The organism is Chryseobacterium cheonjiense, from assembly GCF_012927265.1.
Taxonomy (GTDB): Bacteria; Bacteroidota; Bacteroidia; order Flavobacteriales; family Weeksellaceae; genus Chryseobacterium; species Chryseobacterium cheonjiense.
In genome coordinates this window covers 697,656-710,077 of sequence record NZ_JABBGF010000002.1, presented here as the reverse complement: position 1 = coordinate 710,077, position 12,422 = coordinate 697,656, and the positions used below count along the sequence as shown (strand labels likewise).

At 37.8% G+C, this 12,422-nt stretch carries 12 protein-coding genes; 1 reads left to right on the top strand and 11 read right to left on the bottom strand.

Translation table 11 applies throughout. The features are described from left to right. Nucleotides 1–28: 28 nt before the first annotated feature. A complete protein-coding gene (locus HHL20_RS13880) occupies nucleotides 29–409 on the top strand; it encodes a group III truncated hemoglobin (protein WP_169231770.1) in 381 nt (126 codons plus the stop codon). A gap of 52 nt (nucleotides 410–461) precedes the next feature. On the opposite strand, the gene HHL20_RS13875 is transcribed toward HHL20_RS13880, so the two are convergent. From HHL20_RS13875 to HHL20_RS13825, 11 genes are all read right to left on the bottom strand, one after another. Continuing rightward, nucleotides 462–1,532: a calcium:proton antiporter gene (locus HHL20_RS13875; RefSeq protein WP_169231769.1), complete on the bottom strand. Its 1,071-nt coding sequence runs from the start codon at nucleotides 1,530–1,532 to the stop codon at nucleotides 462–464. Between the two features lie 64 nt (nucleotides 1,533–1,596). Next, nucleotides 1,597–1,935, bottom strand: a complete 339-nt coding sequence (locus HHL20_RS13870) for a DUF6122 family protein (protein ID WP_169231768.1) — start codon at nucleotides 1,933–1,935, stop codon at nucleotides 1,597–1,599. Between the two features lie 10 nt (nucleotides 1,936–1,945). After that, nucleotides 1,946–3,187: a hypothetical protein gene (locus HHL20_RS13865; RefSeq protein ID WP_169231767.1), complete on the bottom strand. Its 1,242-nt coding sequence runs from the start codon at nucleotides 3,185–3,187 to the stop codon at nucleotides 1,946–1,948. Continuing rightward, nucleotides 3,187–5,247: a hypothetical protein gene (locus HHL20_RS13860; protein WP_169231766.1), complete on the bottom strand. Its 2,061-nt coding sequence runs from the start codon at nucleotides 5,245–5,247 to the stop codon at nucleotides 3,187–3,189. The genes HHL20_RS13865 and HHL20_RS13860 overlap by 1 nt, the downstream gene beginning before the upstream one ends. Nucleotides 5,248–5,262: 15 nt before the next feature. After that, a complete protein-coding gene (locus HHL20_RS13855) occupies nucleotides 5,263–5,928 on the bottom strand; it encodes a hypothetical protein (RefSeq protein ID WP_169231765.1) in 666 nt (221 codons plus the stop codon). A 15-nt stretch (nucleotides 5,929–5,943) separates the two neighbouring features. Further along, nucleotides 5,944–6,660: a DNA alkylation repair protein gene (locus HHL20_RS13850; RefSeq protein WP_169231764.1), complete on the bottom strand. Its 717-nt coding sequence runs from the start codon at nucleotides 6,658–6,660 to the stop codon at nucleotides 5,944–5,946. 2 nt (nucleotides 6,661–6,662) lie between these two features. Further along, complete coding sequence (locus HHL20_RS13845) at nucleotides 6,663–7,316, bottom strand: DUF4919 domain-containing protein (RefSeq protein ID WP_169231763.1); 654 nt, start codon at nucleotides 7,314–7,316, stop codon at nucleotides 6,663–6,665. 16 nt (nucleotides 7,317–7,332) lie between these two features. Beyond that, the gene (locus HHL20_RS13840; RefSeq protein ID WP_169231762.1) at nucleotides 7,333–8,610 is read right to left on the bottom strand and encodes a cation:proton antiporter; all 1,278 of its coding nucleotides are present in this window, start codon (nucleotides 8,608–8,610) and stop codon (nucleotides 7,333–7,335) included. 31 nt (nucleotides 8,611–8,641) lie between these two features. Continuing rightward, nucleotides 8,642–9,271 carry a DUF4919 domain-containing protein gene (locus HHL20_RS13835; RefSeq protein ID WP_169231761.1) on the bottom strand — a complete coding sequence of 210 codons (630 nt, stop codon included), beginning with the start codon at nucleotides 9,269–9,271 and terminating at the stop codon, nucleotides 8,642–8,644. Beyond that, the gene (gene hflX, locus HHL20_RS13830; RefSeq protein ID WP_169231760.1) at nucleotides 9,271–10,500 is read right to left on the bottom strand and encodes a GTPase HflX; all 1,230 of its coding nucleotides are present in this window, start codon (nucleotides 10,498–10,500) and stop codon (nucleotides 9,271–9,273) included. Before hflX ends, HHL20_RS13835 begins: the two co-directional genes overlap by 1 nt. 135 nt (nucleotides 10,501–10,635) lie before the next feature. Further along, nucleotides 10,636–12,396, bottom strand: coding sequence for a metallophosphoesterase family protein (locus tag HHL20_RS13825; protein WP_228463196.1), 1,761 nt, complete (start codon nucleotides 12,394–12,396; stop codon nucleotides 10,636–10,638). Nucleotides 12,397–12,422 lie beyond the last annotated feature (26 nt).

Below are 12,422 nucleotides of genomic sequence, written 5' to 3'. Positions count from 1 at the left end.
AAGAACGAATTTACCTTAATTTTGAATTATGAAAAAACTGGAATCACGGGAAGACATAGAATATCTTGTTAATGCTTTTTATGCGAAAGTCATTAAGGATGAAACGATAAGCTTCTTCTTTACCGATATTGCCAAAGTAGACTGGGATAAACATTTACCCAAAATGTATTCATTCTGGGAATCAATTTTATTCGGACAGATGACATATAAGGGAAATCCTATGGGCGCCCACTTCCCTATTAATGAGATTCAGGCAATGGAACAAAAACATTTTAACCGCTGGCTCGAACTTTGGAAAGCCACGATTGAAGAAAATTTTTCTGGGGAGAATGCTGATATGGCTATTTACAAATCCGAGAATATTGCCAAACTGATGGCATTCAAAATGGATCTAGCGAGAAGACTATAATTACCTGATTCCGGTTAAAACTTTTACTTATTTATCACGAGCTGTACAATTTCTATGGCACAATTACCGTAAAAATATACGCTGCCAGATTGACCAGCAATACCGTTCCGTAAAGAATATTGGTTTTGCCGCGACTCAGGGAAAGCATGACAATGAAGACTGATAATGAAAGCAGAATGATATCTTTCTTGTCTAGTCCCAACACCAAAGGAATATCGTACAGGATACATACCACGGAAACTGCCGGTATTGTAAGGCCAATGCTCGCCAAAGCAGAACCTAACGCCAGATTAAGACTCGACTGGATCTGATTGCTCCGTGCCGCGCGAATAGCAGCCATACCTTCCGGTAATAAAACCATCCCGGCAATAATAACTCCCACCAGCGATTTCGGCGCTCCCAGACTCTGAACCATATTTTCAATGGTAGAAGAGAGGCCTTTTGCCATCAATACAACAATAGCCAGACAGATTACAAGAAAAATAAAGCTGATCACCGTTTTTTGAAACGACGGAATATAATGTTCTTCAGGGTGCTCCTCAGGAACAATAAAATAATTTCGGTGTCTTACCGTCTGCACCATCAAGAAGATACCATAAATGACAAGACAGGCAATAGAAACAAATATCAGCTGCGCCTGATTATAAAAAGGTCCGTTAACACTTGACGTGAAATTCGGGAGAACGAGGGTAAGAATCAGGATGGATACGATGCTTACAAGATATGTTGTCGCCGACGTCCTAGCAAAAAACTGTTCGTAATATTTCACACCGCCAACCAAAATACAGATTCCTAAAATACCGTTAAGAATCAGCATCACAGCTGCAAATACCGTATCTCTGGCAAGGGTAATGGCCTGGTCGCCGCCGGCCACCATCAGCGAGATGATGAGTGCAACTTCCAGTATGGTTATGCAGAGCGCAAGAATTATTGTTCCGAAAGGCTCCCCTACTTTATGGGCTACCACTTCTGCGTGGTGAACGGCAGAGATCACACTTCCTGTCAATAAAATTCCGGCAATTACATCAAAAACAATCCCGGTACCCATGAAACCGGAAAAATAATATCCTACGGCCAGAATCGGGAAAATGTACGTATAATGTAAAAGTTCTTTTATTTTCATAAGCGTCTACAAAATACAAAAAATCTATGGTTTTTAAAATATTAAAAGAAAATATTAATGTTATTTAATGGCTCCAGCAATAAAAATCCTGCAGGTCTGTAATCATATGGAACAGCAATCCTATCCCGACAATTCGTATATTCCCTTTAAAAAAGAGCATCAAAAAATACACCGCAATCGCATAATAAGAGTGTAAAAAATGAAATCCCACGCTTCCTCTATCGGGGTCAAAAATAGGATTTGCAAAAAGATGATCGAGATCCACAAGCATGGTGGCCAGAAGGATAAGATAGGTCTTCTTCCAGGTTTTGCGGTAAAACACCAAAGCAATAAAAACCGGGAAAACAAAATGCAGAAAGTAATGCACAAAAGTTCTGATTAGAGCAATATCTGAATTTTCCATACTTTTAAAATTAATCGTTTCTCCATCTCAGCATCAGTGGCAGGCTTCTTTTCTTGAATTGCAGTTGTATATAATATTCCTGCCTTTTATTCGCGTAAAAAATATAGTCTATATCTGAAACTATTCTTTTCTCTTTTGAATTTAATGATTTTAACCCTGAAAACAGTAATGCATTATTTTTAATAAAAATATAGTTTTCATTCAGCGTGGTGAAGAGGCTAATTGAATTTCTTGTTGATCGGATCTCAATACGATTTGTTTTTTTCTCAATTATATTGGGCTGGAAGGGAATAGCCGTGAATTGATTCTCCGCATTGATCCATTTTTTATTCTGAAAATACTGCAAAGTTTTTTCAGGCATTGAAGTTTTCAATGAAATAAAATAATTAGGCTGTACGATTTTCTGAATCGTTTTCTTTTCAACTTCATTAAAATCATCATCGTACCCATAGGTGATAATCGTGTCATTTACCTGTTGCAGCTCTGCTGTTGCCTGCAAATAATTAACCTGTACAGAATCTGAAATGCTGTTTTTAAATATTGAAGTAATTTTTTGAATATTGTCCTTATTGAGTTCTGAATCAACAAAATGATTTCTTTTCTGAAGCTTGGAAATAACTGAAGAAAAATCTTTATTTTCTCCATTGCTTATCTCAATATTATCTGAATTTAACCGCACAGGAAAATTCCGGATGTTACCTTTTGTAATCAATGAAATGCTTCCTAACGAGCCATGAATAAACTGATCTGAACTGAAATTCGTTTTTTTGGAAAACGTGGGAAACTGGCGTTTTATATTTTCGAAAGCCGAGTTAGTGGTGCCGGCAATGCAATAATCTTCTTCTATTTTAATAAAGAGATGATCTTTTTGAAAGAGATTATTTCCTTTTTCTGCAAAACTGCTCTGTTTTAGATAGGCCAGGAATCTGGATTTATCTTTAAGCTCCAGAATGCAGTACCAATCTGAAAAACGTGTATTTTCCAAGTGGAAGACCTGTAAAAAATCGGGAATTTTCACCCCCGATTGCCGCATGGAAATTTCATTTCCGTTTTTATTTTTTGTTTTAAACCATTCTGAAGGATGTGATAAAAAGCTTACCAGATACTGCCTCACTGCTTTTTTAGTATCAACCAAAACAATGGCATCTGCATTACGCGGAATATACTTTAATTCCTTATCCCGATGATAAAGAATAAAATATCCGCAGATGAACAGGAACAGCAATATGAAAGCAATTATTTTCTTTTTCATTACAGAACCGGCGGTTTTTTATCGGCTTCATTTAATTTGTATATTTCGTCAAAAAGATCGAAGAAATACATGAGGCTGTTTTCCGAAGATCCTTTAATTGAATAATCGATTTCGGTTTGGATCGTATTTCCTTTGGATTCTGATTTAAAATACACATCGCCCACGTTTTTTCTCACCAGATCCAGCATTTTTCTTTCGGAACTACTTTTAAATTCTTTTTCCAGCCCGGCCAACAGTTTCTGCACATCAAATCTTCCGGACGCAGGATATTTTGTGGAATCTTTCATCCACGCTTTGGATATTTGCCCCTGATTTTCAATATGTAAACTATTCACCGAAGTCGTGACGTACACAATCCCGTCTTTAACAGTAAAGAACAGCTCATCCATAAATCCCGAATTATGATCTTCTTTAAAAGAATATACGTTTCCGTTTTTAGAAAAGTTTTTTGCCGTTTTTTTATTGGTCGCCAGCAAATTGAAAATACGGTTCCAGTATCCTTCATTTTCAGTAGCAAAAGCAAAAACAAAATCAGGAGCAGCCACTTCCTTTGTTTTCTTTACCTCTTTTTCGTTATACGCCTCATCATATTCGTATTCCGTGTACTCAACGGTTTTGGATTTCAGTTCATTAAGGACAAAAATTCCGTTTCCGGGTGCAATTTTTGAAATCGCTTCTTCATCCAGCACAATTTTCACGGTTTCCATGATGAGTTCGGTTTCTTTCTGATATCCGGTATCGCCTGCATTCTTCATCAATGCATACATCATGTCGAAGTATTTGCTGCTATTAACGTTAATCGCATAATAACCAATGCTTTTATCACTAATAAGACGGGCAAGCTTTTTATTTTTACGGCCATTGTAAATTCCCTCGACGCTTTTCTGAACTTCCTCATTTTTATGCTGGTAATTGTTTACCAGCCTAACCTTATCTTTATCAAAATACAGATTGTATGATGAGTCGGAGTTATATATTGAATTTAAAAGACTTCCGTATTCGTACATTCTCATCATTTTACCGTACACCCCGTTATTAGCAAGGCTTCCATAGTTGGTATAAACGAAAACATCCGAACCGGCATCCCGGGAAGCGGTCATTTCAGCCGGAACATCAAGCTCAAGATTAGAGTTAAAGTACTGATCGAAAGATTCTTCTGCAAGCTTTCTGTGCATTTTGAATTTTTCCGTTTTCAGAGAATCCATTTCTTTTTTAAAATTATCAGATTCAGGAATTTGTAAGTCTTCCATATCTTCTTCCGGAGCAGGCAAAGATTCCGTTTCTACAATGGGTTCCTCATATTTTTTATCTGCTGAACCTTTCTTTTCTTCAGGATATTGGTGATGTTTTTCCAAGTATTTGATGTCTTTCTGAATTTTTTCAATTTCAGCCGTATTCTCCTTGATGCTTTCTTTTAGATATTTAATATCATCTTTCAGATATTGTATTTCTTCTTTATAATCGAAAGGCTTTTCCGGTGTATCCGCATAGGTACTATCTACGGCTACACTGTCTACAACAGCGGCCGCTACACTATCTATAACTGCTGCTGCACTATCGGCAACAGCTGCTTCATCCCAATTGTCTTTATAAGGCTTATCGTAGCTTATCATCTTAAGAACAGCACGGCTGCCATTCCAGGCCACGAAAATATCATCATCCAGGCTTACGTATGAGTAGTTGCTTTTACGGGAATTTTCCAGTCCTTTTTTCTTAATGGAATTGACAAATTCCTGAAATTTTTCTTTGTTATCAATGATAAAATGTGCCGTATAAGCCTTTACAGAATCATTGAAAGAAGCATAATGATATTGCGGGGCATCATATTTAATTCCCGTTTTGGAATAATCGGTCCAGGAGAGCTTTTCTTTTCTCTTTTTGGTTACCTCCTGCAGAATCGGATTAAATTTTTCCCAATTAATCTTTTTATCGAGCTGCTTCCCATTGATTTCCATATAGAAAAGGACATCTGCGGGCAGTTTCATACGCTGCTGTGCAAAAGGAAGGGAAAAGCAGAGCAATAAGAGGATCACCTGCGTTTTTTGTAGTATAGATTTCATGGTGTGTGATTGATGTTACTGAAACAGAATATTATTTTGCAATTGTTTTTTCTGAATGATGAGGTCGATAATATTGGCTTCCAGCTTCACCGCTTTTTTGTTCGGGGAAAGTGAATAGGCCGCATTCGATTGGGATTTTACCGTGTTGTCAAACTGCAGCACGGAAATATAGCGGGCTTCATTGAAGATCTCTTTGTCGGCCTTGCTCATTTTATCGTAATCGCTTTTGAAAGTATTGACCTTGTTTCTGATGAATATTTTCTTAGCAAGATTTTGACTGTAAATCTGTGTAGGAATCATTTTGCCGATGATGTTTCTGGCTTTTAACTGTTCCAGCCCTGCATTGATGTTTTCAATTTTACTGAAATGACAGCTCAGCCTGATGATGTAATTGTCAAAATCCATTGAAGTCTTTACGTTTGAAATTCCCGGAGTGGCTTTAAAAATTCTGGCAGCTTCGTTGATTTTCGCTTCAATCTCAGATCTTTTCGGGACTTTCTTCCCATTGATCGTTTCCATTTTTGAAATGGAAGCCAACCTGGTCTTACTTTTACTGGCATTGAGAATAAGGGAGTATTCTCCGCTGCCGTCAGCTTTTACATTTACTTTATCCAAAATATCAAAACAGCTTGTAAGCAGCAGTAAAGAGGTTACGACAAAGAATAATTTTATTTTCTTCATGAGTGGGTTTTAAATTTATATTCTTCCTTTCAGATAATCCTGACGAGTCGGCTCGTCTAATTTTTCAATGGCATATCTCAGGCAGGTTCTCGGCATTTCTTTATAATACTGATTTAAATAAGAGATCAGTTTCTGCTGATTTTTCTGACCCATTTCCCGCAGCATCCAACCATTTGCTTTATGCATCAGATCATGCGGGTGCCTTAGATTTTCAGTAACAAATTCTTTAGTAAGATTAAAAATACCTTTTTTGATATAATACAGGGTTCCGACTACGGCGATTCTTTTGTGCCACATTTCTTCAGAAGCCGAAAGCTTTCTTAAGATCTCTTCTTTCTGATATTCAAAGCAATATCTGCCAAGAATTTTATAACAGCTTGAATCTACAAGGTCCCAGTTGTTGATATACCTTAAATGGTTCAGATAAAATGTTACAATTTCATCTTTTATGTTTTCATCCTTTGTTTTTTCAAATTTTAAAACCAGTATGAGCAAGGCCGTGAGACGGTGCTCATGATATTCTGACGAAAGCAGCGCAACCAGATCCGTAAAAGAAATCCGAGAATAATATTCTTTGGCAACCGAACGCTGATCCGGAACGGTTACGCCCAAAAACAAATCACCTTCTCCGTATTCACCTTTCCCTGTTTTGAAAAACTTCGGGAAAAATTCAGCTTTTTCGGGAATCGAAAGATCATTTAAAGCTTCTAAAATCTGACGGTACGTTTCCATGACTAAAAATTAAAACAGCCAATACATTTAACGAATAAGCTGGCTCCCCCATTAGAATATTGCGTAAGTATTGAACTCTTGTCAGTTTTCAGATCTTTTTGTTTAAAATCTCTTCCCCTCATCATAAGAGGTTTGGCAAAGGTCATCATATCTCCTGCGGTAATCACACAAATTGGCGAATTTTCGCTTCGCCCGGTTCCGCTCTCATCAATTATTTTAATAATCGTATTATTCTGCAATATGCATCGTTCTGCTTTTGTTTTTTCTCCGGTTGCCAGATAAATATTTACCATGGAAACCAGAATTTCCATATTCAGAGGATTTTTATTGTAGGCAGCTTCAGCTGCCGTCAGAATTTTTTCTGCTTTTGCTTTTGATAATCCTTTTCTCGAAGCAATTTTCCAGATTTTCTCATAATCATCATTATAATCTTTGATATTGTATTCTGATTTTACAAAACGGCTTCCGTAATACATTTGGTTCAGCTCCTGCTGATTCAGTTTCGAAGGATCTTGTTTAAAGATTTCTAAATATTTGTAAAAATATTCCTGTGGGTTTTCAACAGCGTTTTTTTCAATTTCCTCTACATTAATCTGAGCAAAGCTGACACCAAATACCAATAAGATTAATACTGTAATAATTTTTTTTATTTGCATTTTGATTTACAATTTTTTAACCAATATCATTTAAAGTATTTTCCTGCTCCTCTTCTTCTTTGGCAATTTTATTAGGATTGGCAATTTTACCAATGGTAAGCCCCTGAACAATAATTGAAAACACAACTACACAATAAGTAATACTTAAAACAGCAGTACTGTATTCGTTTTTTGGGATCGACAGAGCCAAAGCAATAGAAACACCACCCCGAATTCCTCCCCAAACCAGCACTTTTACTGTTTGCGGACTGAAAGTTCTTGTCATAAACTTCGTCGGACCGTAGATGGAAACGAGCCTTGCCAATAATACGACAACAATCGCGACAAGCCCCGGAATCATGAAATGGCTGAGATCTTTTATCAGCAAAAGCTCAAATCCTATGAAAAGGAACAGTACGGCATTCAGGATTTCGTCAATCAGTTCCCAAAATTTAATAAGATAATCCTGGGTGACGGATTTCATTTTAAATTTAACATTAAAATTACCCATGAACAATCCCGCGGCAACCATCGTTAAAGGCCCTGAAATATGCATCTGCCTTGCGATGAGATATCCACCCATAACAACAGAAAGAGTTACCAGCACGGAAATAATATAGTCATCTACTTCACGCATCAGTCGGGAAGTTACCCATCCGAGTATCACTCCCAGCAATAGCCCTCCACCCGCTTCTTTAAGAAGGAGCAGTCCGATACTTTCCACACCGAGATCGACTTCATTACCAATAGCCAACTGCAGCACAACCGTAAAAACCACTACGGCCATACCATCATTAAACAAAGATTCTCCTGCAACCTTTGTTTCCAGGGATTTAGAAACGTTCGCCTGTTTCAGGATACTTAATACTGCGACAGGATCGGTTGGCGAAATAAGCGCCCCAAAGAGAAGACAGTAAATAAAAGGAAGATCAATCCCCAGAAAAGGAAGAATATAAAACATTCCGAAGCCCACTACAAAAGTGGATATTACCACTCCCAAGGTTGAGAATATAAGCACCGGGCGCAGCTGTTCTTTAAGGTCGTTTATATTAATGTGGATTCCTCCCGCAAAAAGGAGGAAATTCAGCATAGCACCCATCAATACTTCCGTAAAATCGATGCTGTTCATCAGGTTATGAAGATGGCCGAAAGTTCTCGGCAATACGGTTTCGCCGAAAGAAACCAGAAATATGGAAACAACAATGGCAATCACCATGATCCCAATGGTACTGGGAAGTTTAAGGAATCTGTAATTAAGATATGAGAATATGGATGCTAAAACGATTAAAGCTGAAAATGAATAGTATAACTCCACTAAGCTGTGTTTTTAAATTTAATTTTTTTTGTTAGAAATCGATATAAAGTACTTTTATATAAACTGTATTACTGTCTTTTTGCCATAGGTCGAACATTCCGTCTTTTCCGGGCTTTGAAACCCGCGTATAGTCCTGGCCGAGATTCAGAATATTCAGGAGAATGTATTCATCTCCCACTGAATTGACGAGATATGCGGTATTTTCGGACTTCCCGTCACCGGAACTTCTGACTGCATCAGTGAGGGTACGAAACTGATTAAGATGATGTATAAAATTGCTTCCATCCTTTTTAGAATCATAAGCCCTCAATAAAATCAGAAGAACATCCAAGTTGGTAGGATCTTTTTCGTAAAGGACTTTTCCTTTTTTAATACACTCGTCAAAATCTCCATTCTTAAAAGATTCTGCCAGCAGTTTAAAATCTTCATCCATTGTAGAAACGAGATCATTTCTGAAATTCCTGCCGTAATACAGATGTTGGGATTCTATTGTATCAAGAGATTTAGGATAAGCCTTATATTTAAAAATGAGCTTCTCATAATTGTAAGGAGATTTATCATTTTTAAGATCTTTCCTGATCATCTTCAGATCAACTGCCGATTTCTGGCCGAAGCTGAAAACCGAAAACAAAAGGAATAAAAGCAAAATGTAATGTCTCATTATTCTGTGTGGCTGTTTTCTTCCTCATCGTTATCAAAGTACTCGAAAAGGAAATCGTTGTAAGGAAATCTTGAGATATGAATTTTCATAACCTCATCATAGATCATCTTCTTCATTTCCGGAAAGTTTTCCTTGGTAAGTGCAGAAATAAATACGGTTGGATATTTTGATTTGGCCATCCAGGTATTTTTCCATTCTTCCAGCGAAACATTCTTTCTTGTAGAAGGGGTAAGATCGTCTTCATCTTTTTTCTCGTAACTGAAATCATCGATCTTATTAAAAACCATGATCATCGGTTTCTGATGCGCATTAATTTCCATCAAAATCTGATTAACAGAATCAATATGATCTTCAAAACTTTCATGAGAAATATCCACTACATGAATCAGAAGATCGGCTTCACGCACCTCATCCAGAGTAGACTTAAATGATTCGACCAGCTGTGTCGGAAGTTTCCTGATAAACCCTACAGTATCCGTAAGCAGAAACGGAAGGTTTCCGATCACCACTTTTCTTACTGTAGTATCTAAGGTTGCAAATAATTTATTTTCAGCAAAAACCTCCGATTTGGAAAGCGCATTCATCAATGTTGACTTTCCGACATTGGTATATCCTACCAATGCTGCTCTTACGACTTTCCCTCTATTATTTCTTTGGGTAGCCATCTGTTTATCAATAGTTTTCAGCTTATCTTTTAATAATGAAATTCTGTCACGGATGATACGTCTGTCGGTTTCAATTTCTGTTTCCCCAGGACCTCTCATTCCGATTCCCCCTTTCTGACGTTCAAGGTGGGTCCACATTCTTGTCAGCCGCGGTAAAAGATATTGATACTGTGCCAGTTCCACCTGGGTTCTTGCGTATGATGTTGTGGCCCGTTGGGCAAAAATATCAAGGATCAGGTTGGTTCTGTCAAGTATTTTTACTTCCATTTCTCTTTCCAGGTTTTTAAGCTGGGACGGAGAAAGTTCATCATCAAAAATGACGGTTCCTATTTCGTTTTCTTTTACGTAATCTCTGATTTCCTGAGCTTTGCCGCTTCCGATAAATGTTTTAGAATCCGGCTGTGTCAATTTTTGGGTAAAACGTCTGTCTACAGTGGCTCCTGCGGTGTACGCCAAAAACTCCAGCTCATCCATATATTCCTGAAGTTTATCCTCATCCTGATGCTGCGTAACAACACCTACCAAAACGGCCTTCTCGTAATTGTGTTCTTTCTTTTCTAGCATTAAATTCTATCTGTATTTGTAAGATTTACAAGATAGCATTTTTCGGCAAAAAAACCAAGATGAATTTTTGTGGTACGTATTAACAACATACCCTTTTTAAAACATAAAGAATATCATCCCTGCAGCCCGTTTCATTTACAGCTTAATAATGGAATTCTTTTTTAGATTGACCTCAAAGTGATCTGCCGGATCTCCGTTGGAAAGGAGCGACAGAATTTTAAAGACTTTTTTAAGATTTGTAATCAATGAATCTCGTCCCTGACAAGCTGAAAAAAGCTCTTCGATGGTTTTATACTGCTGAAGTCTTTCAGAGGGTATATCTTTTTTGGCCAGTTCGTCGGCCGACTGAAATTTGTAGAGATCCAGAAGAAGATCTTCCATTTTCCATTTTCTGTAGGCCTGCTGATCTACTTTCATTTTCAACAGCTGATCTTTTGTCTGTATAAGCAGCAGCAGATCTTCACCAGTAAAATTTTTTGTTTTTTCTATAAAGTCTTTAGGCCATTCATCCGGAATCATCCTTAGCCGTACGAGCTCTTTAAGATGAAAGAGCATAAAATCGTGATAAGATGAGGATTTTAGAATATCTTTATTCCAGAGTTTTTTATTTCCATCTTTTGCTAAAACATTATATTCTTTCTCATAAAGCGGGAACAATTCGTTAAAGCGCGGGACGTCGTTTAAAACTTCCGTTTGGACCTCAAATCTGTCGGAAGAATGTATGGTAAGAACTTTATAAGCAGGAATATAAGCCGCCAGCGATGGCACCTGAACATTGACTAGCATACTTCCATCAATATTCCTGATTCCGGTGTCGTTGATATGCATGTGCCCGGCAAAATGAATCTGCAAACCCGCTTCCGCAAATGCCTTCGCCACATCTTCTTCCGGTACTCGTTCCATTTGCCATTTTTTTTCACCAAGCAGGCTTTTTAATTCCGGTGTTGCGCCGTCATTGAAATCAATCATGGGATAATGGGTAAATGCAATGACGATTTTATCATTTTTTTTTGCTTCGTCCAATGTTCTTTTGACCCAGTCAATCAGGTGTTTTTTGTGAGTGAGTACATTATTATAACCGATACTTGCACCATTATAATTTCCGGGATTGCGAAAACTTTCGTGTAAATTTTTAGGAATATAGGTGTTCCCATCAATTGCCATCAGCCAGATCCCTTGTACCGGTTCGGCAACATAACTGAGATCCGGAACGGGAAAGCCTTCGGTGACATTATACATTCTTTTGGTATAATCTACATCCTGCAACGCTTTTTCGTAAGAATACTCTTTTGGTGAATATTTGGTGAAGGGTGTTCCCCAAAACAGATCGTTCTTTTTGGGATAAAATCCAAAGTCTTTCAGTTCATCAAGAATTTCAAGATATCCTGATTCGGCAATGTCCCGTGTGGTTATTTTCCGATTGGTCTTTCCGATATTCCCTTTGCTGTAAATACCAAGCGGATAACCATCCTCCCCCAAAAAATCATCTTTTCCTGAATCCTGCCGGAACGGGCCCACCGGATCGTGGTTTCCGGTTGTCATGTAAAATTCGACCCCGTATTGCTGATGGTATTTTGCAAGGATTTTATGTAATCCGCGGAGATTGTAAGCTTGTCCGTCATCCGAAAAATCGCCGGGCATGGTTACGATCTTAATTCCTTTTCCGGCAATATCATCCAACGCTTTCAGGAGCGCAAAATAGTTTTCATTGAAAATCCTGGTTGAATGCAGCTGTGCATCCATGGTTCTTAGAATGGTTGGCTTACCGGTTTTTGGATTGGTTATTCCTTTAAAATCGTTATCGGAAAAGCTTCCGTACAAATCCTGGAAATGAATATCCGAGAGAAAGGCAATCTGCACCGGCTTCTGCTGTGCAGAAAATATTGAGAAAGCCAAGATTAAAAATGAAAATATTCCTTTAC